At 69.6% G+C, this 26,011-nt stretch carries 22 protein-coding genes; 18 read left to right on the forward strand and 4 right to left on the reverse strand.

All coding sequences use genetic code 11. The features are described 5' to 3' along the window. Positions 1-45: 45 nt before the first annotated feature. A complete protein-coding gene (gene thrS, locus OG430_RS39335) occupies positions 46-2,028 on the forward strand; it encodes a threonine--tRNA ligase (protein WP_327357437.1) in 1,983 nt (660 codons plus the stop codon). A gap of 73 nt (positions 2,029-2,101) precedes the next feature. Beyond that, on the forward strand, positions 2,102-2,662 hold the full coding sequence (locus OG430_RS39340) for an HIT family protein (protein ID WP_327357438.1): 561 nt from the start codon (positions 2,102-2,104) through the stop codon (positions 2,660-2,662). Positions 2,663-2,812: 150 nt separating this feature from the next. Here the strand turns inward: OG430_RS39340 and OG430_RS39345 are convergent, their stop codons facing one another. Further along, positions 2,813-4,480 (reverse strand): hypothetical protein, encoded by a 1,668-nt coding sequence (locus OG430_RS39345; protein ID WP_327357440.1) that lies wholly within the window; start codon positions 4,478-4,480, stop codon positions 2,813-2,815. Positions 4,481-4,725: 245 nt separating this feature from the next. Then, positions 4,726-6,933: an elongation factor G-like protein EF-G2 gene (locus OG430_RS39350; protein WP_327357441.1), complete on the reverse strand. Its 2,208-nt coding sequence runs from the start codon at positions 6,931-6,933 to the stop codon at positions 4,726-4,728. A gap of 296 nt (positions 6,934-7,229) precedes the next feature. Here OG430_RS39350 and pgsA point away from each other — a divergent pair, with 296 nt between their 5' ends. From pgsA to OG430_RS39425, 15 genes are all read left to right on the forward strand, one after another. Next, positions 7,230-7,889, forward strand: a complete 660-nt coding sequence (gene pgsA / locus OG430_RS39355) for a phosphatidylinositol phosphate synthase (protein ID WP_327357442.1) — start codon at positions 7,230-7,232, stop codon at positions 7,887-7,889. Beyond that, positions 7,886-8,806: a phosphatidylinositol mannoside acyltransferase gene (locus OG430_RS39360; protein WP_327357443.1), complete on the forward strand. Its 921-nt coding sequence runs from the start codon at positions 7,886-7,888 to the stop codon at positions 8,804-8,806. Before pgsA ends, OG430_RS39360 begins: the two co-directional genes overlap by 4 nt. After that, entirely contained in the window at positions 8,803-9,975 is a 1,173-nt protein-coding gene (locus OG430_RS39365; protein WP_327357444.1) for a glycosyltransferase family 4 protein, read from the forward strand. The genes OG430_RS39360 and OG430_RS39365 overlap by 4 nt, the downstream gene beginning before the upstream one ends. A 291-nt stretch (positions 9,976-10,266) precedes the next feature. After that, positions 10,267-10,812, forward strand: a complete 546-nt coding sequence (locus OG430_RS39370) for a hypothetical protein (protein ID WP_327357445.1) — start codon at positions 10,267-10,269, stop codon at positions 10,810-10,812. 141 nt (positions 10,813-10,953) lie between these two features. Next, a complete protein-coding gene (gene pdxS, locus OG430_RS39375; protein WP_327357446.1) occupies positions 10,954-11,874 on the forward strand; it encodes a pyridoxal 5'-phosphate synthase lyase subunit PdxS in 921 nt (306 codons plus the stop codon). A 6-nt stretch (positions 11,875-11,880) separates the two neighbouring features. Next, positions 11,881-12,468 (forward strand): pyridoxal 5'-phosphate synthase glutaminase subunit PdxT, encoded by a 588-nt coding sequence (gene pdxT, locus OG430_RS39380; protein WP_327357447.1) that lies wholly within the window; start codon positions 11,881-11,883, stop codon positions 12,466-12,468. 62 nt (positions 12,469-12,530) lie between these two features. Next, positions 12,531-13,283, forward strand: coding sequence for a YebC/PmpR family DNA-binding transcriptional regulator (locus OG430_RS39385; protein WP_327357448.1), 753 nt, complete (start codon positions 12,531-12,533; stop codon positions 13,281-13,283). 119 nt (positions 13,284-13,402) lie between these two features. After that, complete coding sequence (ruvC, locus tag OG430_RS39390; RefSeq protein WP_327357449.1) at positions 13,403-13,942, forward strand: crossover junction endodeoxyribonuclease RuvC; 540 nt, start codon at positions 13,403-13,405, stop codon at positions 13,940-13,942. Next, positions 13,939-14,547: a Holliday junction branch migration protein RuvA gene (ruvA, locus tag OG430_RS39395; protein ID WP_327357450.1), complete on the forward strand. Its 609-nt coding sequence runs from the start codon at positions 13,939-13,941 to the stop codon at positions 14,545-14,547. Before ruvC ends, ruvA begins: the two co-directional genes overlap by 4 nt. Positions 14,548-14,605: 58 nt before the next feature. Further along, positions 14,606-15,688 (forward strand): Holliday junction branch migration DNA helicase RuvB, encoded by a 1,083-nt coding sequence (gene ruvB, locus OG430_RS39400; protein ID WP_327357451.1) that lies wholly within the window; start codon positions 14,606-14,608, stop codon positions 15,686-15,688. A gap of 163 nt (positions 15,689-15,851) precedes the next feature. Next, positions 15,852-16,346 (forward strand): preprotein translocase subunit YajC, encoded by a 495-nt coding sequence (yajC, locus tag OG430_RS39405; protein WP_327357452.1) that lies wholly within the window; start codon positions 15,852-15,854, stop codon positions 16,344-16,346. Positions 16,347-16,491: 145 nt separating this feature from the next. Then, complete coding sequence (secD, locus tag OG430_RS39410; protein WP_327357453.1) at positions 16,492-18,243, forward strand: protein translocase subunit SecD; 1,752 nt, start codon at positions 16,492-16,494, stop codon at positions 18,241-18,243. A 1-nt stretch (position 18,244) separates the two neighbouring features. Beyond that, entirely contained in the window at positions 18,245-19,393 is a 1,149-nt protein-coding gene (secF, locus tag OG430_RS39415; protein WP_327357454.1) for a protein translocase subunit SecF, read from the forward strand. Further along, on the forward strand, positions 19,390-19,929 hold the full coding sequence (locus tag OG430_RS39420) for an adenine phosphoribosyltransferase (protein WP_327357455.1): 540 nt from the start codon (positions 19,390-19,392) through the stop codon (positions 19,927-19,929). Before secF ends, OG430_RS39420 begins: the two co-directional genes overlap by 4 nt. Positions 19,930-20,260: 331 nt before the next feature. Next, positions 20,261-22,801, forward strand: a complete 2,541-nt coding sequence (locus tag OG430_RS39425; protein WP_327357456.1) for a RelA/SpoT family protein — start codon at positions 20,261-20,263, stop codon at positions 22,799-22,801. Positions 22,802-22,874: 73 nt separating this feature from the next. Here the strand turns inward: OG430_RS39425 and OG430_RS39430 are convergent, their stop codons facing one another. Both OG430_RS39430 and OG430_RS39435 read right to left on the reverse strand, forming a co-directional pair. After that, on the reverse strand, positions 22,875-24,107 hold the full coding sequence (locus OG430_RS39430) for a DUF349 domain-containing protein (protein ID WP_327357457.1): 1,233 nt from the start codon (positions 24,105-24,107) through the stop codon (positions 22,875-22,877). 160 nt (positions 24,108-24,267) lie between these two features. After that, the gene (locus OG430_RS39435) at positions 24,268-25,107 is read right to left on the reverse strand and encodes a peptidylprolyl isomerase (RefSeq protein ID WP_327357458.1); all 840 of its coding nucleotides are present in this window, start codon (positions 25,105-25,107) and stop codon (positions 24,268-24,270) included. Between the two features lie 189 nt (positions 25,108-25,296). Between OG430_RS39435 and OG430_RS39440 the strand changes: the two genes are divergently transcribed. Continuing rightward, a complete protein-coding gene (locus OG430_RS39440; RefSeq protein ID WP_327357459.1) occupies positions 25,297-26,010 on the forward strand; it encodes an MBL fold metallo-hydrolase in 714 nt (237 codons plus the stop codon). The last annotated feature ends 1 nt before the right edge of the window (position 26,011 follow it).

Raw genomic sequence — 26,011 nt, forward strand, 5'->3', positions numbered from 1 at the left:
GCGCACGTGTGAGGCGACGCATTCACCTTCAGGCAGGAGAGACCGGTGTCAGACGTCCGTGTGATCATCCATCGCGATTCCGAGCGGGAAGAGCGCGTGGTGACGACGGGGACTACGGCAGCCGAGCTCTTCGCCGGCGAGCGCACCATCGTCGCCGCGCGCATCGCGGGCGAGCTGAAGGACCTCGCGTACGAGGTGCGGGACGGCGAGGAGGTGGAGCCCGTCGAGATTTCGTCGGAAGACGGTCTCAACATCCTGCGCCACTCCACCGCGCATGTGATGGCGCAGGCCGTGCAGGAGCTGTTCCCCGAGGCGAAGCTGGGCATCGGCCCGCCGGTGCGGGACGGGTTCTACTACGACTTCGACGTCGAGAAGCCCTTCACCCCGGAGGACCTCAAGGCCGTCGAGAAGAAGATGCAGGAGATCCAGAAGCGCGGGCAGCGCTTCTCGCGCCGTGTCACCACCGACGACGACGCCCGGGTCGAGCTGGCCGACGAGCCGTACAAGCTGGAGCTCATCGGCCTCAAGGGCAACGCCGCCCAGGCCGCCGACGGCGCGGACGCGGAGGTCGGCGCCGGCGAGCTGACCATCTACGACAACCTCGACGCCAAGACCGGCGAACTGTGCTGGAAGGACCTCTGCCGAGGCCCGCACCTGCCCACCACCCGGAACATCCCGGCGTTCAAGCTGATGCGCTCGGGCGGCGCGTACTGGCGCGGCAGCGAGAAGAACCCCATGCTGCAGCGCATCTACGGCACCGCCTGGCCGACCAAGGAGGAGCTCAAGGCGCACCTCGAGTTCCTGGTCGAGGCCGAGAAGCGCGACCACCGCAAGCTCGGTGCCGAGCTCGACCTGTTCTCCATTCCGGAGGAGCTGGGCTCGGGTCTCGCGGTCTTCCACCCCAAGGGCGGCATCGTCCGGCGGGAGATGGAGGCGTACTCGCGCCAGAAGCACGAGGACGCGGACTACGAGTTCGTGAACACCCCGCACATCACGAAGGAAGAGCTCTTCGTGACCTCGGGGCACCTGCCGCACTACGGCGAGGGCATGTTCCCTCCCCTGGAGTTCGACGGGCAGAACTACCGCCTCAAGGCGATGAACTGCCCCATGCACAACCTGATCTTCAAGGCGCGCGGCCGCTCCTACCGTGAACTGCCGCTGCGGCTCTTCGAGTTCGGCACGGTGTACCGGTACGAGAAGTCGGGCGTGGTGCACGGTCTGACCCGGGCCCGCGGCTTCACCCAGGACGACTCGCACATCTACTGCACCAAGGAGCAGATGCCGCAGGAGCTCGACTCGCTCCTGACCTTCGTGCTCGACCTGCTGCGCGACTACGGCCTGGACGACTTCGAGCTGGAGCTGTCCACCCGCGACCCGGAGTCGGACAAGTTCATCGGCTCCGACGAGGTCTGGGAGGAGGCCACCGAGGCGCTGCGCCAGGCGGCCGAGAAGCAGAACCTTCCGCTGGTGCCGGACCCGGGCGGCGCCGCGTTCTACGGGCCGAAGATCTCGGTGCAGGCCAAGGACGCGATCGGGCGGTCCTGGCAGATGTCGACCATCCAGGTCGACTTCAACCAGCCCGAGCGGTTCGGCCTGGAGTACACCGCGTCGGACGGCTCCAAGCAGCAGCCGGTCATGATCCACCGTGCGCTCTTCGGTTCCATCGAGCGCTTCTTCGCGGTGCTGCTCGAGCACTACGCGGGCGCCTTCCCGGCCTGGCTCGCCCCCGTGCAGGCCACCGGCATCCCGATCGGTGACGCGCACATCCCCTACCTGCAGGAGTTCGCCGCCAAGGCGAAGAAGCAGGGCCTGCGGGTCGAGGTGGACGCCTCCTCGGACCGTATGCAGAAGAAGATCCGGAACGCGCAGAAGCAGAAGGTGCCGTTCATGATCATCGCGGGCGACGAGGACATGGCGGCCGGCGCCGTCTCCTTCCGCTACCGCGACGGTTCGCAGGAGAACGGCATTCCGGTCGACGACGCCCTCGCGAAGATCGCGAAGGTCGTCGAGGACCGCGCTCAGGTCTGAGCGAATTCGTAAGCACTGGCCCCCGAGGTGTTCACCTCGGGGGCCTTTGCATGGTCGGGCGAGGTGAAGTCATATGCTGCTCAACATGACGATTGAGCCGGAGCAGCAGATCGGAGTGGGGACGCAGGACGCGTTCCAGCGCCTGTGGACCCCGCACCGGATGGCGTACATCCAAGGGGAGAACAAGCCCAGCGGTCCCGGGGCCGACGACGGCTGTCCCTTCTGCTCCATCCCGGCCATGTCCGACGAGGACGGCCTGGTCATCGCGCGCGGGCAGCACGTGTACGCGGTGCTCAACCTGTACCCGTACAACGGCGGCCACCTGATGGTCGTGCCCTACCGCCATGTCGCGGACTACACCGAGCTGACCGGCCCCGAGACCATTGAGCTCGGCGAGCTCACCAAGCAGGCGATGTCCGCGCTGCGGACGGCGTCCGGCGCCCACGGCTTCAACATCGGCATGAACCAGGGCACGGTGGCCGGCGCCGGCATCGCCGCGCATCTGCACCAGCACATCGTGCCGCGCTGGGGCGGCGACACCAACTTCATGCCGGTCGTCGGCCACACCAAGGTGCTGCCCCAACTCCTCGCGGACACCCGCAAGATGCTGGCGGACGCCTGGCCGGTGGCGTAGCTCCTGATCGGGCCCGCTGAGGGGAGCGCCCCGCAGGGGCGCGGGGAACTGCGCGCCCAGCCCCCACCGGCCTGCAGATGACGCACTACGAGCCGGCGCCGCACCAGCCTGCCTGCGCCTGCAGAGGACACCTGCCGGCCTGCGCAGCAACTACGCGTCGTAGACGTCCGCCTTCCTCGGCGTGGGGTCCTGCACCAGACCGCTGAGGATGAGCGAGCGGTTGCCGAACTTGGCGGTGTCCACGCCGTTCTCCTCGAGCACCTTCATGGCCGAGGCGTGCACCACGCGCAGGACCGGAGTGGCCGCGCGCAGCGCGTCGTCCGCCATGAAGCGGTGCCGCCACGGCTTGTCGGCCCACGCGTGCCGCAGCCCGAACGGCTCGGGCAGCACCAGCTTGCCGCCCAGGAAGTCCAGGATCGGCGGATACCAGGTGAAGGGCGCGCGGGCCGCGAGGCGCACCACGTCCTGCGCCTCGATCAGCGGCAGCTTGGCCTCGCGGGTCTCCCAGAACTTGATGGTCTTGGGGACCTCCTTGACCTTGGGCTTGGGCTTGGTCGTGAACAGCGGGTTCACCGGACCCAGCGCATGGCCGGTGACCTCGATGCGCAGGGTGTGGTGCAGCACCGTGACCGTGATCAGCATCGTGATGATCAACTGGCCGTCCCAGAGCCGGAACTGCACGCCCAGGTAGTGCCGGTCGCCGCTGCCGAACTGCTGCTCGTTGCAGATGCGCTGTATCTCGTGGCCCTTGATCTGGAAGGACTCCACGTCGGCGCCCTTGGGGCGGGCGACCTCCTTCGCGTTCTCCCCCACGGGGGAGACCACCCAGTGGCGTATGGAAGGCGTGGGGAAGCCGCCGGTGTGCAGCGGGCCGCGCTCCAGCATGCGGAGCTGGTCGTGCACCGCGCGTATGACGTCCCAGCTGCGGAACGGGTGGATCTCCGCCATGCCCTCGCGCGGCTCCAGGTCCTCGGCCAGCTGCCAGCTGCCCCAGCGGGTGCCCATGCCCAATATGCCCTTGGGCCCCGCGTAGAACACGGAGTTGGACTGCTGCTCGGCGGTGAGCCGGGCCAGGCCCTGGCGCAGCCGCTCGGCCGCCGTCTCGCCGGGGCTGCCGGGCACGGCCTCCGGGATCTTCGCGCCGATGCCACCACCGGCGAGGAGGCTGTCCCAACGGGCCCGCAGATCCTTGGCGGTGCGCTCGCAGATCTCCTTGGCGATGAACCAGCCGATGATCGGGGCCAGGAACATCGCTCGCAGATAGATCCCGAGCAGCCCCCGGACCGGAAGTTTGATCAACAGCACGACGCCCACGCCGATCGCGGCGACCACGACCGCCGTGATCAGCGCCTGCTGCCGCTTGTCCTTCATGTCGCCTATCCAGCGCCTGGCCTGGAAGACGAGCAGCCAGAACAGCAGGCCCGGCAGGAACAGCACGCCGAACACCCCGGTCACCAGGGTCAGCCGGGTGTCGCGCTCCTTGCGGATGCGGGTGGCGGCCAGACAGTGCTCGACGACGGCCTGCGGTTCGGTGCCGAAGGACTGGATCAGCGGCTTGCGGGCCCCGCCGAGCATCCGCACCTGCACGGACCGCGAGAAGGCCTCGCCCAGGTCGGGCTTGAAGAGCGACAACTTGCCCTTCTTCACCTCGGACTTGTGCCACTCGCTGTTGGCCTTGAGTATCTCGTCGATGTCGCTGTCCCGGTACGCGGCCGAGGCCAGGGCATGCGTCGCCGCCGTCTCGCCCGCGCCGCCGGAGAGCGGCACCTGCGCCCCGGGCCTGAAATCGAAGACATCGTCCGCCACTGCTGCCCCCATCGCCGCAACGCCGCTGCAGCGGCCTTTCCCGACTTCCTTACCCGGCAGACCTCTTGGCCGCACCAGGCTGCAGATCATCAAATGTATCCGGGCCCACTGACATGCTTCAGCCGCATGACGGAATGCCGCCCGCCCGGCACGGGCCGGGCGGGCGGCGGGTCGCCCCGGAGCGGGGCTTCTTGGCCCGATCAGCGCCCCATCGGCAGCCGATCGGCGTCGGATCGACGCCTCATCGGCTGCCTCAACTAGCCGTGCTTCTCCGCCTCTTCGCGGATCCTCGACGCCAACTGCGCGGGCATGGGCTCATGACGTGCGTACGCCCGGCTGAACCGTCCCGTGCCGTGCGACAGCGAGCGAAGATCCACCGCGTACCGGCCGATCTCGATCTCCGGAACCTCGGCCCGCACCAGCGTGCGCCCGCCCGGCGACTGCTCGGTGCCGACCACCCGGCCGCGCCGGCCGGACAGATCGCTCATCACCGAACCGACGTAGTCGTCGCCGACCAGGACCTGCAATTCGGCGACCGGCTCCAGCAGATGGATCGTCGCCTCCGCCGCCGCCTCCCGCAGCGCGAGCGCGCCCGCCGTCTGGAACGCGGCGTCCGACGAGTCGACGGAGTGCGCCTTCCCGTCGAGCAGCGTGATCCGTACGTCGACTATGGGATTGCCCGCCGCGACACCGCGCGCGGCCTGGGCGCGTACCCCCTTCTCGACCGACGGGATGAACTGCCGCGGCACCGCGCCGCCGATGACCTTGTCGACGAACTCGATGCCGGACCCGCCGGGCAGCGGCTCCACCTCGATCTCGCAGATCGCGTACTGGCCGTGGCCGCCGGACTGCTTCACATGCCGGCCGCGTCCACCCGCCTTCGCGCTGAACGTCTCCCGCAGGGAGACCCTGTGCGGCACGACGTCCACCTGGACCCCGTACCGGCTGCGCAGCCGCTCCAGGGCGACGTCCGCATGGGCCTCGCCCAGGCACCACAGGACGACCTGGTGCGTGTCCTGGTTCTGTTCCAGGCGCATCGTCGGATCCTCGGCGACCAGCCGGGACAGGCCCTGCGAGAGCTTGTCCTCGTCCGGCTTGCTGTGCGCCTGGATGGCGAGCGGGAGGAGCGGATCCGGCATGCTCCAGGGCTCCATCAGGAGCGGGTCGTCCTTGGCCGAGAGCGTGTCGCCCGTCTCCGCGCGGCTGAGCTTGGCCACACAGGCGAGGTCTCCCGCGATGACCTGCGTGAGGGCGCGCTGCTGCTTGCCGAACGGGGAGGACAGCGCGCCGATGCGCTCGTCGACGTCGTGGTCCTCGTGCCCGCGGTCGGCGAGCCCGTGCCCCGAGACGTGCACCGTCTCGTCCGGGTGCAGGGTGCCGGAGAAGACGCGTACCAGCGAGACCCGGCCCACGTACGGGTCGGAGGACGTCTTGACGACCTCCGCGACCAGCGGGCCCTGCGGATCGCAGCCGACGCCCGGCCGCGGCTTGCCCTGCGGCGTGGTGACCGTCGGCGCCTCCCGCTCGAGCGGCGTCGGGAACCCGCCGATGATCAGCTCGAGGAGCTCGACGGTGCCCAGGCCCTGCTTGGCGCCCTCGGCGGCGGGTGCGGCGGCGAGCACCGGGTGGAAGATGCCACGTGCGACGGCCCGCTCCAGGTCCTCGACGAGCGTGCTGAAGTCGATCTCCTCGCCGCCCAGATAGCGGTCCATGAGGGACTCGTCCTCGCTCTCCGCGATGATCCCCTCGATCAGCCGGTTGCGTGCCTCCTCGATCAGCGGCAGCTGGTCCTCGCCCGGCTCGGACGCCTTCCGCTCGCCCGACGAGTAGTCGTACACCCGCTGGGAGAGCAGTCCCATGAGCCCCGACACGGGCGCGTGCCCGTCGGGCCCCTGCTCGCCGTGCAGCGGCAGATACAGCGGCAGTACGGCGTCCGGGTCGTCGCCCCCGAAGGCCTCGGCGCAGGTCCGCGTCATCTGGTCGAAGTCGGCCCGGGCCGCTTCGAGATGGGTGATGACGATGGCCCGCGGCATCCCGACCGCCGCGCACTCGTCCCACACCATGCGGGTCGCCCCGCCGATGCCCTCGGCGCGCTCCGCGGCCGAGACGACGAAAAGGGCCGCGTCCGCGGCTCGCAGACCGGCCCTCAACTCCCCGACGAAATCGGCGTATCCGGGAGTGTCCAGAATATTGATCTTGATGCCGTCCCACTCGACGGGGACGAGGGACAGCTGGACCGAGCGTTGCTGGCGATGCTCGATCTCGTCGTAGTCGGAGACGGTGCCGCCGTCCTCCACGCGGCCCGCCCGGTTCACCGCCCCCGCGGTCAGTGCGAGGGCCTCCACCAAGGTCGTCTTGCCCGATCCGGAGTGGCCGACCAGCACCACATTCCGTACGGACTGCGGATGGTCGGCCGTAGCTGCCCTGCCGGCGGCTCCGGGATGTGCACCTGCCTTGTCGCCCATTCTGTGCCTCCCGATGGGATGACTCCCGATTTCGTTGCACGGTGAGGTGAGAGGGCGCGGACACGCGAGAATCCGCGTGTGGTGGCGGCTCCGGCGACGCCCGCGGTGCTTTCGAGCTTTCCACTCGCGTCACGGTGCGTCCATACGTCGTACGCGATCGCACGCGGCGGGGGATCCTGGCGTGCGCTGCGGGGGCTCGCGAGGTGGAGTGCGCCGGTCCGTGACTACGATGGGCCAGCCGGTGGCCGAAGGGGCCGCACGGCACGCCACCCCCCTTGGGAAGAGGCTCGAAGGCCATGCTGAACAAGTACGCGCGTGCATTCTTCACGCGTGTCCTCACACCGTTCGCCGCGTTCCTGCTCCGACGCGGGGTCAGCCCCGACGCGGTCACGCTGATCGGCACGGCCGGTGTGATGGCGGGTGCACTGGTCTTCTTCCCCAGGGGAGAGTTCTTCTGGGGCACGATCGTCATCACGCTCTTCGTCTTCTCCGACCTCGTCGACGGGAACATGGCGCGACAGGCCGGGATCTCCAGCCGCTGGGGCGCCTTCCTGGACTCGACGCTCGACCGGGTCGCGGACGGCGCGATCTTCGGCGGCTTCGCGCTCTGGTACGCGGGCCAGGGCGACGACAACATCCTTTGTGCGGTCGCGATCTTCTGTCTGGCCAGCGGCCAGGTGGTCTCCTACACCAAGGCGCGCGGCGAGGCCATCGGCCTGCCCGTCGCGGTCAACGGCCTGGTGGAGCGCGCCGAGCGGCTGGTGATCTCGCTGGTCGCCGCGGGCCTCGCGGGGCTGCACAAGTTCGGGGTACCCGGTATCGACGTACTGTTGCCGATCGCGCTGTGGATCGTGGCCGTGGGCAGCCTGGTGACGCTGGCCCAGCGTGTGGTGACCGTGCGCAGGGAGTCCGCGGAGGCCGACGCCGCCGCGGCACAGGGGAGTGAAGCGGTGTGAAGGACAAGCTCGTCGACGGGGCGTACGCCCTGGGGTGGAGCACCGTCAAGAAGCTCCCCGAGCCGGTCGCGGTCAGGCTCGGCCGGACCATCGCCGACATCGCGTGGAAGAAGCGCGGCAAGGGCATCCAGCGCCTCGAGGCCAACTACGCGCGCGTGGTGCCCGATGCGAGCCCGGAGCGGCTCGCCGAGCTGTCCAAGGCCGGGATGCGCTCGTACATGCGCTACTGGATGGAGTCGTTCCGGCTGCCGTCCTGGAGCAAGGACCGCATGCGGGGCGGCTTCGACTGCAAGGACGAGCACTACCTGACCGACGCCCTCGCCTCGCCCAAGGGCGTCGTCCTCGCCCTGCCGCACCTGGCCAACTGGGACCTGGCTGGCGCCTGGGTGACCACCAAGCTGGAGACGCCGTTCACCACGGTCGCCGAGAAGCTCGACCCCGAGTCGCTGTACGACCGGTTCGTCGCCTACCGCGAGAGCCTCGGGATGGAGGTCCTGCCGCACACCGGGGGCAGCGCCTTCGGCACGCTCGCGCGGCGGCTGCGCGACGGCGGCCTGGTCTGTCTGGTCGCCGACCGTGATCTGTCCGCTGCGGGCGTCGAGGTGAAGTTCTTCGGCGACACCGCGCGGATGCCGGCCGGGCCCGCGCTGCTCGCGCAGCAGACCGGGGCGATCCTGCTGCCCGTCACGCTCTGGTACGACGAGACGCCGATCATGAAGGGCCGGATCCATCCGCCCGTCGACATGCCAGAAACAGGTACCCGCGCCGAAAAGACGTCTGTCATGACGCAGGCGCTGGCCGACGCCTTCGCCACGGGGATCGCCGACCACCCGGAGGACTGGCACATGCTGCAGCGCTTGTGGCTCGCCGACCTGGACCCTGCCAAGGCTCCCGGCCCCGAGAAGGACCCGTCGTGAGGATCGGCATCGTCTGCCCGTACTCCTGGGACGTGCCGGGCGGCGTCCAGTTCCACATCCGCGACCTCGCCGAGCACCTCATCCGCCTCGGCCACCACGTCTCCGTGCTCGCTCCGGCCGACGACGACACTCCGCTTCCGCCGTACGTCGTCTCCGCGGGCCGCGCCGTTCCGGTGCCGTACAACGGCTCGGTCGCCCGCCTCAGCTTCGGCTTCCTCTCGGCGGCCCGCGTACGCCGCTGGCTGCACGACGGCACCTTCGACGTGGTGCACATCCACGAACCGGCCTCCCCGTCGCTAGGCCTGCTCACCTGCTGGGCCGCCCAGGGGCCGATCGTCGCGACCTTCCACACCTCCACGCCGCGGTCGCGGGCCATGATCGCCGCGTATCCGATCCTGCAGCCCGCCCTGGAGAAGATCAGCGCGCGCATCGCGGTCAGCGAGTACGCCCGTCGCACCCTGGTCGAGCACCTCGGCGGCGACGCGGTCACCATCCCGAACGGCGTCGACGTCGACTTCTTCGCCAAGGCCGAGGCCAACCCGGACTGGCAGGCCAAGGGCGACGACCGCACCATCGGCTTCATCGGCCGCATCGACGAGCCCCGCAAGGGACTGCCCGTCCTGATGAAGGCCCTTCCGAAGATCCTCGCCGAACGCCCCGGCACCCGGCTCCTGGTGGCCGGCCGCGGCGACGAGGAGGAGGCCGTCGCGTCCCTGCCCAAGGAGATGCGCTCCCAGGTGGAGTTCCTCGGCATGGTCAGCGACGAGGACAAGGCGCGGCTGCTGCGCAGCGTCGATGTGTACGTCGCCCCCAACACCGGCGGCGAGAGCTTCGGCATCATCCTGGTCGAGGCGCTGTCCGCGGGCGCGCCCGTGCTCGCCTCCGACCTCGACGCGTTCGCCCAGGTCCTGGACCAGGGCGCGGCCGGCGAACTGTTCGCCAACGAGGACGCGGACGCGCTGGCGGACGCGGCGGTGCGCCTTCTGGGCGACCCCGGACGACGCGCCGAGCTGAGCGAGCGGGGCAGCGCGCACGTGCGGCGCTTCGACTGGTCGACGGTCGGCGCGGACATCCTGTCGGTGTACGAGACGGTGACGGACGGGGCCGCGGCGGTGGCGGCCGACGAACGGCCGGGGCTGCGGGCGCGGTTCGCGCGCATGCGGGACTGACATGCGGGACTGACATGCGGGACTGACATGCGGGACTGAGCTGTCGGACACGGGCCGCAGGTCTGCGGCGCCGCACGACGACGTCACGCTGTTCGGGGCGAAGGAGGAGCTGCCGGTCCGGGCGGCTTCGGCAGTCGGCCGCGCCCGCCGACCGGGACCCGTACACGCCCGAGGAGTGCATCGGGCCGTACGCCGTCGTCCCTGCCCAGGTGACCGGCTCGGCCCTCCCGCCCGCGCCGAGTCGTGGGACGCGTGTTCCGTGGTGTTCCGGCTCGACTAGCCTTGCCGCCCGTGACCTCCACTTTGATCTGGATCGCGGTAGCCCTCTTCGCGATCGGCCTCTACCTGAGCTGGACCGCAGGACGGCTCGACCGGCTGCACTCGCGCATGGACGCCGCCCGCGCCGCCCTCGACGCCCAACTGCTGCGCCGCGCCTCGGTCGCCCAGGAGCTGGCCACCTCCGGGGTGCTCGATCCGGCGGCGTCGATCGTCCTGTACGAGGCCGCGCACGCCGCTCGGCAGGCCGAGGAGGAGCAGCGCGAAGTCGCGGAGAGCGAGTTGAGCCAGGCCCTGCGGGCCGTGTTCGCCGAGCAGGACCAGGTCGAGGCGGTGCGCGAGGCACCGGGCGGCGAGGAGGCCGCGAGCGAGCTGGCGCAGGCGGTGCGTCGGGTGCCGATGGCCCGGCGCTTCCACAACGACGCGGTGCGCGCCGCGCGAGCGCTGCGCCGGCACCGCAAGGTCAGGTGGTTCCGGTTGGCCGGGCATGCACCGTTCCCGATGGCCTTCGAGATGGACGACGAGCCGCCTGCGGCGCTGGCGGACCGCCCGGGAACCTAGCCGCCACGGCCCTGAGCTGCGGTTTCGATCCTTCGCCCGGCAAAAATGATCCACCGCCTCACCATTGGCCCTTGATGTGGACTGGTCGCAGGAGTTGGCTGAGGAACGTAGGCATCCTTCTTCACTCCAGTGAGGTCACCCGTGTCCAGCACGCTCTCCAACACCACCCCCGCCGAGCCCACCGCGACCGGCACCGCGCGCGTGAAGCGCGGCATGGCCGAGCAGCTCAAGGGCGGCGTGATCATGGACGTGGTCAACGCCGAGCAGGCGAAGATCGCTGAGGACGCGGGCGCCGTGGCCGTCATGGCCCTGGAGCGGGTCCCGGCCGACATCCGCAAGGACGGCGGCGTGGCTCGCATGTCCGACCCGAACATGATCGAAGAGATCATCGAGGCCGTCTCGATCCCGGTCATGGCCAAGTCCCGCATCGGCCACTTCGTCGAGGCCCAGATCCTCCAGTCCCTCGGCGTCGACTACATCGACGAGTCCGAGGTCCTGACCCCGGCCGACGAGGTCAACCACAGCGACAAGTTCGCCTTCACCACCCCCTTCGTGTGTGGCGCCACCAACCTGGGCGAGGCCCTGCGCCGCATCGCCGAGGGCGCGGCCATGATCCGCTCGAAGGGCGAGGCCGGCACCGGCAACGTCGTCGAGGCCGTCCGCCACATGCGCCAGATCAAGAACGAGATCGCCCGCCTGCGCGGCTTCGACAACAACGAGCTGTACGCCGCGGCCAAGGACCTGCGCGCCCCGTACGAGTTGGTCAAGGAGGTCGCCGAGCTCGGCAAGCTCCCGGTCGTCCTGTTCTCCGCCGGTGGCGTCGCCACCCCCGCCGACGCCGCCCTGATGCGTCAGCTCGGCGCCGAGGGCGTCTTCGTCGGCTCCGGCATCTTCAAGTCCGGCGACCCGGCCAAGCGCGCCGCGGCCATCGTGAAGGCCACCACCTTCTTCGACGACCCGAAGATCATCGCGGACGCCTCCCGCAACCTGGGCGAGGCCATGGTCGGCATCAACTGCGACACCCTGCCCGAGACCGAGCGCTACGCGAACCGTGGCTGGTAAGCACCGATGACTGACGCACCTGTGATCGGAGTCCTGGCTCTCCAGGGCGACGTACGGGAGCACCTGATCGCCCTGGCCGCGGCGGACGCCGTGGCCAGGCCGGTCCGGCGGCTCGAGGAACTTGCCGAGGTAGACGGCCTGGTCATCCCGGGCGGCGAGTCCACGACCATCTCCAAGCTGGCCACGCTCTTCGGCCTGATGGAGCCCCTGCGCGAGCGTATCCACGCCGGTATGCCCGTCTACGGGTCCTGCGCGGGCCTGATCATGCTCGCCGACAAGATCCTCGACCCGCGCTCGGGCCAGGAGACCTTCGGCGGCATCGACATGATCGTGCGGCGCAATGCCTTCGGGCGGCAGAACGAGTCGTTCGAGGCGACCGTCGAGGTCTCGGGCGTGGGCCCCGTCGAGGGCGTCTTCATCCGGGCGCCCTGGGTCGAGTCCGTGGGCGCCACGGCCGAGGTGCTCGCCGAGCACGGCGGACACATCGTCGCGGTGCGCCAGGGCAACGCCCTCGCCACCTCGTTCCACCCTGAACTCACGGGCGACCACCGGGTCCACGAGCTGTTCGTGAAGATGGTGCGCGCCGCCCGGTGACGGGATCCCGGTAGGATCTCTGGCGAACGACGCAGAATTGGTTACGCGAAGGAGACAGGCAGATGTCCGGCCACTCTAAATGGGCTACGACGAAGCACAAGAAGGCCGTGATCGACGCCAAGCGCGGCAAGCTCTTCGCGAAGATGATCAAGAATATCGAGGTCGCGGCGCGGACCGGCGGCGCCGACCCCACGGGTAACCCGACCCTCTTCGACGCCATCCAGAAGGCCAAGAAGAGCTCGGTCCCGAACAAGAACATCGACTCCGCCGTCAAGCGCGGTGCCGGCCTCGAGGCCGGTGGCGCCGACTACGAGACGATCATGTACGAGGGCTACGGTCCCAACGGCGTCGCGGTGCTCATCGAGTGCCTCACCGACAACCGCAACCGCGCCGCCTCCGACGTCCGCGTCGCCATGACGCGCAACGGCGGATCGATGGCCGACCCGGGCTCCGTCTCGTACCTGTTCAACCGCAAGGGTGTCGTGATCGTCCCCAAGGGCGAGCAGACCGAGGACGACGTCCTCGGCGCGGTGCTCGACGCGGGTGCCGAGGAGGTCAACGACCTCGGTGACACCTTCGAGGTGCTCAGCGAGGCCACCGACATGGTCGCGGTCCGCACCGCGCTCCAGGACGCCGGCATCGACTACGACTCGGCCGAGGCCAACTTCGTGCCGACCATGCAGGTCGAGCTCGACGAAGAGGGCGCGCGCAAGATCTTCAAGCTGATCGACGCCCTCGAGGACAGCGACGACGTGCAGAACGTCTTCGCCAACTTCGATGTCTCGGACGAGGTCATGGAGAAGGTCGACGCGTAAGCCCGACAGCGCACGACGGCGGGCCGGTGGGGACACACCCCCACCGGCCCGCCGCTTTGTCAGTGCCAGCCGATAGCCTGCACATTCGATAACTGGCGATCGAAGTTGGGGGAGAGGGCGTGCGCGTACTGGGCGTGGACCCGGGGCTGACCCGGTGCGGCGTCGGCGTCGTCGAGGGCGTCGCGGGACGGCCGCTGACCATGCGCGGCGTCGGCGTCGTACGCACCCCGAAGGACGCCGAGTTGGGCCACCGCCTCGTTGCCATCGAGCAGGGCATCGAGCAGTGGCTCGACGAGCACAAGCCCGAAGTCCTCGCCGTGGAGCGGGTGTTCAGCCAGCACAACGTCAGCACGGTCATGGGCACCGCCCAGGCCAGCGCGGTCGCCATGCTCTGCGCCGCACGCCGCGGGATCCCCGTCGCCCTGCACACCCCCAGCGAGGTCAAGGCCGCCGTCACCGGCAGCGGCCGCGCCGACAAGGCGCAAGTGGGCGCCATGGTGACCCGGTTGCTCCGCCTCGACGCACCGCCCAAGCCGGCCGACGCCGCCGACGCCCTGGCACTCGCCATCTGTCACATCTGGCGCGCGCCCGCGCAGAACAGACTCCAGCAAGCCGTAGCGCTGCACGCAGCCCACGCATCGAAAGGCCGTACCGCATGATCGCCTTCGTCAGCGGCCCCATCGCCGCCCTCGCCCCGGACTCGGCGGTGGTCGAGGTCGGCGGCATCGGCATGGCCGTCCAGTGCTCGCCGAACACGCTGTCCGGGCTGCGCATCGGCCAGCAGGCCAAGCTCGCCACCTCTCTTGTCGTACGCGAGGACTCGCTCACGCTGTACGGCTTCGTGGACGACGACGAGCGCCAGACCTTCGAGCTGCTGCAGACCGCGTCCGGGGTGGGGCCCCGCCTTGCCCAGGCCATGCTCGCCGTGCACAGCCCGGACGCGCTGCGCCGGGCCGTGGCCACCGCCGACGAGAAGGCGCTCACGTCCGTGTCCGGCATCGGCAAGAAGGGTGCCCAGAAGCTCCTCATCGAGCTCAAGGACCGGCTGGGCGAGCCCCTCGGCACCGGTCCCGCGATCGGCGCGCCCGTCACCCAGGGCTGGCGCGACCAGATGCACGCCGCCCTCATCGGGCTCGGGTACGCGACGCGCGAGGCCGACGAAGCGGTCACCGCCGTCGCCCCGCAGGCCGAGGCCGCCGAGGGCACCCCGCAGGTGGGCCAGCTCCTGAAGGCCGCGTTGCAGACCCTCAACCGCACCCGCTGAGCACGCCCCGCCCGACCCCTGACCGACCCGCCCGACGATCAACGCGAGGCACGCCACCGTGAACTGGGACGACACCGCACCGCCGACCGACGCCGCCACCGACGGCCGGCTCGTCGGAGGCGCAGCGGACGGCGAGGACCAGGCTGTAGAGGCCGCCCTGCGCCCCAAGTCGCTGGCCGAATTCGTCGGCCAGGAGCGGGTGCGCGAGCAGCTCGACCTCGTCCTCAAGGCGGCCCGCCAGCGCGGCGCCACCGCCGACCACGTGCTGCTCTCCGGCGCCCCCGGCCTCGGCAAGACCACCCTCTCGATGATCATCGCGGCCGAGATGGAGGCCCCGATCCGGATCACGTCCGGCCCGGCGATCCAGCACGCCGGCGACCTGGCCGCGATCCTGTCCTCCCTCCAGGAGGGCGAGGTCCTCTTCCTCGACGAGATCCACCGGATGTCGCGGCCCGCCGAGGAAATGCTCTACATGGCGATGGAGGACTTCCGCGTCGACGTCATCGTCGGCAAGGGCCCCGGCGCCACCGCCATCCCGCTGGAGCTGCCGCCCTTCACCCTGGTCGGCGCCACCACCCGCGCGGGCCTGCTGCCGCCGCCGCTGCGCGACCGCTTCGGCTTCACCGCGCACATGGAGTTCTACGAGCCCGCCGAGCTGGAGCGCGTCATCCACCGCTCCGCCGACCTGCTCGACGTCACGATCGACACCGACGGCGCCGCCGAGATCGCCGGCCGCTCCCGTGGTACACCCCGCATCGCCAACCGCCTCCTGCGCCGTGTCCGCGACTACGCCCAGGTCAAGGCCGACGGCCTCGTCAACCAGGAGATCGCGGCCGCCGCACTCAAGGTGTACGAGGTGGACGCCCGCGGCCTCGACCGTCTGGACCGGGCCGTTCTTCAGGCCCTCCTGAAGCTGTTCGGCGGCGGCCCCGTCGGCCTGTCCACCCTGTCCGTCGCGGTGGGGGAGGAGCGCGAGACGGTGGAGGAGGTGGCGGAGCCCTTCCTGGTACGCGAGGGCCTCCTCGCCCGCACCCCGCGCGGGCGGGTGGCCACACCCGCCGCCTGGGCGCACCTGGGTCTCGTGCCGCCCCAGGCGCACGGAAGCGGCGGAACCGGACAACAGGACCTGTTCGGGGCGTGACGGCGCGGACGCTCGCCCGGCCAGGAACTGCGGTGCCATGCTGGGCGTTGTTCCTTAGGTGCGGACTCGCTTAGACTCCGCCGACGCTGCCTTTCGGGCAGCGTGCCCAACCCCCAAAGATCAGGCCGCTCACCAGCGCGGTCGTGCGAAGGAAACTCGTCCCGTGAATCCCGTAGCTCTCCTCCCCTTCATCGTGCTCATCGGGGCCATGTTCCTGATGACCCGCTCCGCCAAGAAGAAGCAGCAGGCGGCGGCGCAGATGCGCAACGAGATGCAGCCCGGCACCGGCGTCCGCACGATCGGGGGCATGTACGCGGTCGTCAAGGAGATGAGTGACGACACGGTCACCCTCGAGGTCGCCCCGGGCGTGCACGCCATCTACGCGAAGAACGCGGTGGGTGCCGTCCTCGACGACGAGGAGTACAACCGTCTCGTGCACGGCATCGACGCCGACCCGAAGGTCGACGACGTGGTTCCGGACGACGCCTCCTCGCTGACCGAGACCGACGAGCCCGCCGCCGACTCCGGTGACGCCCCCGTCGACTTCGGCAAGAAGGACGCGGACTCGGCCGACGCCGGGGACGACGCGGCCAAGTCCGCGGACGACGCAGCCGACGCAGCGCCGAAGAAGACCGACGGCGAGGCCGACGCGAAGTAGTCACGACCCAGGGCCGTGGCCGCGCGCGAGAGCGCGTGCCACGGCCCTCGGGGCGTGCTGGCTTCGCCCGGTTTCTCGACACCACTTCATGGCCGTCCACGGCGCGTAATGGGTTCCGGACGGTAGGACAGGGAGAAACGAGAAGGTGGCAGCACCTAAGAAGGGCCGGCCGCAGGGTGGCCAGGGCAGGCCGGGACGATCCCTGGCCTTCATCCTGATCGTCATGGTGGCGCTCACCGGGGGGATGTTCCTCTCCGGTCACACCACGCCGCGACTTGGCATCGACCTCGCCGGCGGCACGAGCATCACGCTCCAGGCGAAGTCTCAGCCAGGCAAGCCGAATGCGGTCAACAAGGCCAACATGGACACCGCGGTCAACATCATCGAGCGCCGTGTCAACGGTCTTGGTGTGTCCGAGGCCGAGGTCCAGACCCAGGGCGACGACAACATCGTCGTCAACATCCCCAAGGGCACGAACGAGAAGCAGGCCCGGGAACAGGTCGGCTCCACCGCCCAGCTGTACTTCCGCCCCGTCCTGAAGCAAGAGGTCGGCGCGAAGTCGCCGGACCCCTCGCCCAGCCCGTCCGAGTCCGGCAAGGACAAGGACAGCGGCAAGGACGACGGCAAGAAGGACGACGGCAAGAAGGACGAGGGTTCCGGGGAGAAGGCGACCGATCCGTCGGCGAGCGCCACTCCGCAGGGCCGCGCCGTCACCGACGGCCTGAAGGACGAGAAGGACCCGAAGGCCTCGGAGACCCCGAAGCCCGACCCCTCGGCGTCCGCGGCGGCCGACAAGCTGAACAAGGACTTCGCGGCGCTCGACTGCTCGAACGAGAAGACCCGCACCAAGGTCAGCGAGAACGCCAAGCCCGAAGACCCGATGGTCGCCTGTGGCAAGAGCTCGGACGGCAAGACCTGGCTGAAGTACATCCTCGGCCCGGCCGCGGTCGAGGGCAAGGACGTCACGCAGTCCAAGGCCGTCTTCGACCAGCAGCGCGGGATCTGGATCGTCACGCTGAAGTTCAGCGATGGCGGTGCCAAGAAGTTCTCGGACATCACCACCAAGCTCAAGACGCAGTCGCCGCCGATGAACCAGTTCGGCATCGTCCTCGACGGTGACGTCGTCTCGGCCCCCAGCGTGAGCACCACGCTGGACGCCAACGCGGAGATCTCCGGCAGCTTCACCCAGCAGTCCGCGGACGACCTGGCCAACATCCTGTCCTTCGGCGCCCTGCCGCTCTCCTTCGACGTGCAGAGCGTCCAGACCGTCACCGCGGCCATGGGCGGCGACCAGCTGGAAGCCGGTCTCATCGCCGGCGCGATCGGCCTGGCGCTGGTCATCATCTACCTGGTGCTCTACTACCGGGGCCTGTCGCTCATCGCGCTCCTGAGCCTGCTCGCCTCCGCGGTCCTGACGTACGCCCTGATGACCCTGCTCGGCCCGGCCATCGGCTTCGCGCTGAACCTGCCGGCCGTCTGTGGTGCGATCGTGGCGATCGGTATCACCGCCGACTCGTTCATCGTGTACTTCGAACGCGTACGTGACGAGGTACGCGAGGGCCGCACCCTGCGCCCCGCGGTCGAGCGGGCCTGGCCGCGTGCCCGGCGCACCATCCTGGTCTCCGACTTCGTGTCGTTCCTGGCCGCCGCAGTGCTCTACATCGTGACCGTCGGCAAGGTGCAGGGCTTCGCGTTCACGCTCGGCCTGACCACGCTGCTCGACGTCGTCGTGGTGTTCCTCTTCACCAAGCCGCTGATGACGATCCTGGCGCGCAAGAAATTCTTCGCGAACGGCCACAAGTGGTCCGGTCTCGATCCGAAGCGTCTGGGCGCCAAGCCCCCGCTGCGACGATCCCGCCGCGCCACCGCTCCCGTCGACCACCCGAAGGAGGCGTGAGATGTCGAAGCTCGGCAACCTCGGCGCCAGGCTCTACCGCGGCGAAGTCGGCTACGACTTCATCGGCAAGCGGAAGATGTGGTACGGCGTCTCGATCCTGATCACCATCACGGCCATCGTGGCCCTGGCGGTGCAGGGCCTCAACATGGGCATCGAGTTCAAGGGCGGTGCCGTCTACACCATCCCGAAGACGACGGCGACGGCCGACCAGGCCCGTGACGTGGCCAAGGACGTCACCGGCCACGAGGCCATCGTCCAGAAGGTGGGCAAGGACGGCCTGCGCATCCAGATCGGCGGCATCAGCCCGACCCAGGCCGACAAGGTCTCGGAGAAGCTCGCCGACGAGTTCAAGGTCGACGTCAAGGACATCAACGCCGAGAAGGTCGGCCCCAGTTGGGGCGAGCAGATCGCCAAGAAGGCGTGGACGGGCCTCGCGGTCTTCCTCGTCCTCTGCGTGATCTACCTGGCCATCGCGTTCGAGTGGCGGATGGCGATCGCGGCCCTGGTCGCGCTGATCCACGACATCACCATCACGGTCGGTGTGTACGCGCTGGTGGGCTTCGAGGTCACGCCGGGCACCGTGATCGGTCTGCTCACCATCCTCGGTTACTCGCTGTACGACACGGTCGTGGTCTTCGACTCGCTCAAGGAGCAGGCGAAGGACATCACCAAGCAGACCCGCTGGACGTACAGCGAAGTCGCCAACCGCTCGATCAACAGCACCCTGGTGCGGTCCATCAACACCACGGTCGTGGCGCTGCTTCCGGTGGCGGGCCTGCTGTTCATCGGTGGCGGTGTGCTCGGCGCGGGCATGCTGAACGACATCTCGCTGTCGCTGTTCGTCGGCCTCGCCGCCGGTGCGTACTCCTCGATCTTCATCGCCACTCCGCTGGTCGCCGACCTCAAGGAACGCGAGCCGCAGATGAAGGCGCTGAAGAAGCGGATTCTCACCAAGCGCGCGGCGGCCGCAGCCAAGGGCGACTCCGCCGAGGGCGGGCAGACGTCGTTCGAGAAGGACGAGCCGCAGGACACGGTCGAGGACGACGAGGACGGAGAGACCGCCGGCGCGGGCTCCGTCGTAGGCCAGCGCCGCACCCAGCCGCAGTCCCGTGGCCGCGGCCGAGGCCGTCCCTCGGGCAAGCGCCGATGACCGCGGTCAAGGAGCTGCTGCTCAGCCGCATCCGGGACGTTCCGGACTACCCGCAGCCCGGCGTGATGTTCAAGGACATCACGCCCCTGCTGGCCGACCCGGAGGCCTTCTCGGCCCTCACGGACGCGCTCGCCGAGCTCTGCGTCCGGCACGGCGCCACCAAGGTCGTCGGCCTGGAGGCGCGCGGCTTCATCCTGGCCGCGCCGGTCGCGGTGCGCGCGGGCCTCGGGTTCATCCCGGTCCGCAAGGCGGGCAAGCTCCCCGGAGCGACCCTGTCGCAGACGTACGACCTGGAGTACGGCTCCGCCGAGATCGAGGTGCACGCCGAGGACCTGGCCGCGGGCGACCGCGTCATGGTCATCGACGACGTCCTCGCCACCGGCGGCACGGCCGGCGCCTCGCTGGAGCTCATCCGGCGAGCAGGGGCCGAGACCGCCGGCGTGGCGGTGCTGATGGAGCTGGGCTTCCTCGGCGGCCGTGAAAGGCTCCAAGGCGCCCTGTCCGGGGCGCCGTTGGAGGCGCTGATCACCATCTGAGCCCGCTGATCCGGCTCCGGTCGGACAGGCGATGCCATAGAACGGGCGTCCTGGGATTCACCTCCCGGGGCGCCCGTTCGCGTACGCGGGCACCGCTCGGGGTACGGAGCCCGGGCCGCCGATCGCACACGGAGCCCGACCGCCGGAATACCGTCACGTCGCGTACCGTCGAATAGCGATACGTACGGTGACTCGAGGTGTCCCCGCCGACCCGGTGGCACCTGCGTTTTCCCCGCTCTCTCCCGCCACCGCGCGAGCCCGGCCGCATGGCTCGATACCATGGGCTTTCCGGACCTGATCGGGGGAGCCGGAACCTGCATGAGGAGCGCTCTTGCCAGACGAGGCCCGTCAGCCCATCGCCGCCAAGGCCAAGCCCGACCAGCAGGCCGGACAGGCCGCGGCGCCCGCTGCCACGCCCGCGAAGAGCGACCAGGCGGCCCCGAAGCCGACCACTGAGCCGTCGGCGGAGCCGGCGCGCCCCCAGCAGAAGCCCGAGCGGACCGGCTCCACGGCGTCCTCGGTCTCCTCCGCGCCCGCGATGCGCCCGACGACCCCCGGCAGGACCGAGCGCTCCGGCGGCTCCTCGAACCGCGTCCGGGCCCGCCTCGCCCGCCTCGGCGTGCAGCGCTCCAACCCGTACAACCCGGTCCTCGAGCCCCTGCTGCGGATAGTGCGCAGCAACGACCCCAAGATCGAGACCTCGACGCTCCGCCAGATCGAGCGCGCCTACCAGGTCGCCGAGCGCTGGCACCGCGGCCAGAAGCGCAAGAGCGGCGACCCGTACATCACGCACCCGCTCGCCGTGACGACGATCCTCGCCGAGCTGGGCATGGATCCGGCCACGCTGATGGCGGGGCTCCTGCACGACACCGTCGAGGACACCGAGTACGGCCTCGACACCCTCAAGCGCGACTTCGGCGACCAGGTCGCCCTGCTCGTCGACGGCGTCACCAAGCTCGACAAGGTCAAGTTCGGCGAGGCCGCACAGGCCGAGACCGTGCGCAAGATGGTCGTCGCCATGGCCAAGGACCCGCGCGTCCTGGTCATCAAGCTCGCCGACCGCCTGCACAACATGCGCACCATGCGTTACCTCAAGCGGGAGAAGCAGGAGAAGAAGGCCCGCGAGACCCTCGAGATCTACGCGCCCCTGGCCCACCGCCTGGGCATGAACACCATCAAGTGGGAGCTGGAGGACCTCGCCTTCGCGATCCTCTACCCCAAGATGTACGACGAGATCGTGCGCCTCGTCGCCGAGCGGGCCCCCAAGCGCGACGAGTACCTGGCCATAGTGACCGACGAGGTACAGGCCGACCTGCGCGCCGCCCGCATCAAGGCCACCGTCACCGGACGGCCGAAGCACTACTACAGCGTCTACCAGAAGATGATCGTCCGCGGCCGTGACTTCGCGGAGATCTACGACCTGGTGGGTATTCGGGTACTTGTCGACACGGTGCGCGATTGCTACGCGGCCCTCGGCACGGTGCACGCGCGATGGAATCCGGTCCCCGGCCGGTTCAAGGACTACATCGCGATGCCCAAGTTCAACATGTACCAGTCGTTGCACACGACGGTGATCGGCCCCAACGGCAAGCCTGTCGAGCTGCAGATCCGTACGTTCGACATGCACCGCCGCGCCGAGTACGGCATCGCCGCGCACTGGAAGTACAAGCAGGAGCCGTCCGCCGGCGCCTCCAAGGTGCGTACCGACGTACCGAAGAAGGCCGGCAAGGACGACCACCTCAACGACATGGCGTGGCTGCGCCAACTCCTCGACTGGCAGAAGGAGACCGAGGACCCGAGCGAATTCCTCGAGTCCCTGCGCTTCGACCTGTCGCGCAACGAGGTCTTCGTCTTCACCCCCAAGGGCGACGTCATAGCGCTCCCGGCCGGAGCGACACCCGTCGACTTCTCGTACGCCGTCCACACCGAGGTCGGCCACCGGACCATAGGAGCACGGGTCAACGGGCGGCTCGTGCCGCTCGAATCCACCCTGGACAACGGGGACTTGGTGGAGGTCTTCACCTCCAAGGCGGCCGGCGCGGGCCCGTCCCGCGACTGGCTGGGCTTCGTCAAGTCGCCGCGGGCCAGGAACAAGATCCGCGCCTGGTTCTCCAAGGAGCGCCGCGACGAGGCGATCGAGCAGGGCAAGGACGCCATCGTCCGCGCCATGCGCAAGCAGAACCTGCCGATCCAGCGGATCCTCACCGGGGACTCGCTGGTCACCCTCGCGCACGAGATGCGCTACCCGGACATCTCCTCGCTGTACGCGGCCATCGGCGAGGGCCATGTCGCCGCGCAGAACGTGGTGCAGAAGCTCGTCCAGGCCCTCGGCGGCGAGGACGCCGCGAACGAGGACCTCGCCGAGACCTCACCGCCGGTCAGCAGCCGCCGCAACAAGCGCCGCTCCAACGCCGATCCGGGCGTCATGGTCAAGGGCGTCGACGACGTGTGGGTCAAGCTGGCCCGCTGCTGCACGCCCGTGCCCGGCGACCCCATCGTCGGGTTCGTCACGCGCGGCGCCGGCGTCTCGGTGCACCGCGCGGACTGCGTCAACGTGGACGCGCTGTCGCAGCAGCCCGAGCGGATGCTCGAGGTCGAGTGGGCGCCCACCCAGTCCTCGGTCTTCCTGGTCGCCATCCAGGTCGAGGCCCTGGACCGCTCCCGGCTCCTGTCGGACGTCACGCGGATCCTCTCCGACCAGCACGTCAACATCCTGTCGGCGGCCGTCCAGACCTCCCGCGACCGGGTGGCCACCTCACGCTTCACCTTCGAGATGGGCGACCCCAAGCACCTGGGGCACGTGCTCAAGGCGGTACGGGGCGTGGAGGGCGTGTACGACGTGTACCGGGTGACCTCGGCGCGCAGGCCCTAGCAGCAGACACACGTAAGAGGGGCTCCCGTACGTTGCGTACGGGAGCCCCTCTCACATGTACCGGGTTCCAGGGTCAGCCCCCGAACTCCTCCAGGCCCTTCAGCGCCTGGTCCAGCAGCGCCTGACGGCCGTCGAGCTCCCGCTGGAGCTTGTCCGCCTTGGAGTTGTTGCCCTGCGCGCGAGCCTGCTCGATCTGGCCGGTGAGCTTGTCCACGGCCGCCTGCAGCTGACCGGTGAGCCCCGCGGCACGGGCCCGCGCCTCAGGGTTCGTACGGCGCCACTCGGACTCCTCGGACTCCTGCAGGGCCCGCTCCACCGTGTGCATCCGGCCCTCGACCTTGGGGCGGGCATCGCGCGGCACGTGGCCGATGGCCTCCCACCGCTCGTTGATCGCGCGGAACGCGGCACGAGCCGCCTTCAGGTCGGTGATCGGCAGGAGCTTCTCGGCCTCGTCGGCCAGCTCCTCCTTGAGCTTCAGATTCTCGCCCTGCTCCGCGTCCCGCTCGGCGAACACCGAGCTGCGGGCCGTGAAGAAGACGTCCTGGGCGCCGCGGAAGCGGTTCCACAGGTCGTCCTCGTGCTCGCGCTGGGCGCGGCCCACGGCCTTCCACTCGGTCATCAGCTCGCGGTAACGGGCGGCCGTCGGGCCCCAGTCCTGCGAGTTCGACAGCGACTCGGCCTCGGCGACCAGCTTCTCCTTGGCCTTGCGGGCGTCCTCGCGCTGCGCGTCCAGCGAGGCGAAGTGCGCCTTGCGGCGCTTGGAGAAGGCGGACCGGGCGTGCGAGAAGCGGTGCCACAGCTCGTCGTCCGACTTGCGGTCCAGGCGCGGCAGACCCTTCCAGGTGTCCACCAGCGCCCGAAGGCGCTCGCCCGCGGAGCGCCACTGCTCGCTCTGGGCCAGCTCCTCGGCCTCGACGACCAGCGCCTCCTTGGAGTGCCGGGCGTCGTCGGTCTGCTTGGCCTTCTGGGCCTTGCGCTCCTCGCGACGGGACTCGACCTTCTCGACGAGCTTGTCGAGCCGCTTGCCGAGCGCGTCCAGGTCGCCGACCGCGTGCGCCTCGGTGACCTGCTCGCGCAGGTGGTCGATGGCCACCGTCGCGTCCTTGGCGGACAGATCCGTCGTCTGCACCCGGCGCTCGAGGAGGCCGATCTCAACGACCAGGCCGTCGTACTTGCGCTTGAAGTAGGCGAGGGCCTCATCAGGACTGCCGGCCTGCCAGGAACCGACTTCACGCTCGGTTCCGTCGGCCGCACGCACGTACACGGTCCCCGTCTCGTCGACGCGGCCCCACGGGTCGCTGCTCACAGCGCCTCCTCCACATGATGCCTGCGCGAGGGGTCGGCCCCGGGGCATCGTCCACAGTTTTCTGATCGGGCAACCGACAGGCGCCCTGCACAACGCCAACATAGGCGAAGCGCAGGGCGGCTGTCCGCATCCAGCGCGAGCCAACTTGCCCGGCCGGCGCTCAGGACTTGCGTACGGTCGCCTTGTTGATGACCGCCGTCGCGTTCGGCGCGGTGTTGCCGGTGGTCGGGTCCGGTGCCGCGGCGCCGGCTCCCGCGATCTTCTTCAGGACCTTCATGCCCGATTCGGAGATGGTGCCGAACGGTGTGTAGTCGGGCGGCAGCTGACTGTCCTGGTAGACGAGGAAGAACTGGCTGCCGCCGGTGTTGCGGCCCTTGCCCTCCTGGGCGTTGTACTGGTTCGCCATGGCGACCGTGCCCGCCGGGTAGATGTTGCCCTTGAGGCTTTTGTCCTTGAGGTTCTCGTCCGGGATCGTGTACCCGGGCCCGCCCGTACCGGTGCCCTTGGGATCGCCGCACTGCAGGACGTAGATGCCCTCGGTGGTGAGGCGGTGGCACTTGGTGTGGTCCAGGTAGCCCTTGTTCACAAGGAAGTTGAACGAGTTCACCGTGTGCGGCGCGGCATCCGCCTTGAGGTCGATGCCGATCTTTCCGCAGGTGGTGTCGAGCTCCATCGCGTACTTCGCCGACTTGTCGATGCTGAGCTCGGGCTCCTTCTTGTAGCTCAGCTCCTTGACCTTGCCCTCGGCCGGCTTCGCGCACGGGTCCTTGACCGAGGGGGAGGGGCTGGGCGACGCGGCGGCGTCGGTGTCCTTCTTGCCGTCGCCCTTGAAGGCGTCGGTGGCCAGGGCCACGCCGCTCAGGGCCAGGACCGCGGCGACGGACGCGGCGATCACTGCGTTGCGCCGACGGGCCTTGTGGCGCGCGGATTCCCGCCGCTGCTGCTGCCGCGCGAACTTCTCCCGGGCGAGCTGCCGCCGCCGCTGATCGTTCGTGACCACCGGTCTACTCCTCGTACGTCTTGTGATCGTGTCCGACCGAACGTCTCGTGATCGTGTCCGACCGAGTTTGCTGGGCTCGCCCCGTACCGTATATGGGTTCGCTGTGTGACGAGCCGCGCCGGTAGGCTTTGGCTGTTGCAGGCTTCCGAGCTGCGGCAATCTCCCGCCGGACCACATTTAAGGACGAACGTGCTCATTGCCGGGTTCCCTGCAGGGGCCTGGGGGACCAACTGTTATCTGGTCGCCCCGGCCGCAGGTGAGGAGTGCGTGATCATCGATCCTGGCCACCAGGCCACCGAGGGCGTCGAGGAAGCACTCAAGAAGCATCGGCTCAAGCCCGTCGCCGTCGTTCTCACCCATGGCCACATCGACCATGTGGCCTCGGTCGTCCCGGTGTGCGGAGCCCATGACGTACCGGCCTGGATCCACCCCGACGACCGGTACATGATGAGCGACCCGGAGAAGGCCCTCGGCCGCTCCATCGGGATGCCGCTGATGGGCGAGCTGACCGTGGGGGAGCCGGACGACGTCAAGGAGCTGACCGACGGCGCGAAGCTGAGCCTGGCCGGGCTCGACTTCTCCGTCGCGCACGCGCCCGGGCATACCAAGGGGTCGGTGACCTTCCAGATGCCCGAGGCGGCCGACATCCCGTCGGTCTTCTTCTCGGGCGATCTGCTCTTCGCCGGCTCCATCGGACGCACCGATCTGCCCGGCGGCTCCCACGCCGAGATCCTCGAGTCGCTGGCCCGCGTGTGCCTGCCGCTCGACGACTCGACCGTGGTGCTGTCCGGCCACGGCCCCCAGACGACCATCGGCCAGGAGCGCGCCACCAACCCGTACCTGCGGCAGGTGGCCGCCGGCCAGGGAGCTGCACACCAGCAGGCTCCCCGACGAGGAATGTGAC

The organism is Streptomyces sp. NBC_01304 (assembly GCF_035975855.1).
GTDB lineage: Bacteria > Actinomycetota > Actinomycetes > Streptomycetales > Streptomycetaceae > Streptomyces.

Bases quoted from the DNA above. Each gene is read 5' to 3' on its own strand.
- OG430_RS39340 (WP_327357438.1), top strand. From the start codon at position 2,102: ATGCTGCTCAACATGACGATTGAGCCGGAGCAGCAGATCGGAGTGGGG.
- OG430_RS39345 (WP_327357440.1), bottom strand. From the start codon at position 4,480: ATGGGGGCAGCAGTGGCGGACGATGTCTTCGATTTCAGGCCCGGGGCG.
- OG430_RS39350 (WP_327357441.1), bottom strand. From the start codon at position 6,933: ATGGGCGACAAGGCAGGTGCACATCCCGGAGCCGCCGGCAGGGCAGCT.
- pgsA (WP_327357442.1), top strand. From the start codon at position 7,230: ATGCTGAACAAGTACGCGCGTGCATTCTTCACGCGTGTCCTCACACCG.
- pdxT (WP_327357447.1), top strand. From the start codon at position 11,881: ATGACTGACGCACCTGTGATCGGAGTCCTGGCTCTCCAGGGCGACGTA.
- OG430_RS39385 (WP_327357448.1), top strand. From the start codon at position 12,531: ATGTCCGGCCACTCTAAATGGGCTACGACGAAGCACAAGAAGGCCGTG.
- ruvA (WP_327357450.1), top strand. From the start codon at position 13,939: ATGATCGCCTTCGTCAGCGGCCCCATCGCCGCCCTCGCCCCGGACTCG.
- secF (WP_327357454.1), top strand. From the start codon at position 18,245: ATGTCGAAGCTCGGCAACCTCGGCGCCAGGCTCTACCGCGGCGAAGTC.
- OG430_RS39420 (WP_327357455.1), top strand. From the start codon at position 19,390: ATGACCGCGGTCAAGGAGCTGCTGCTCAGCCGCATCCGGGACGTTCCG.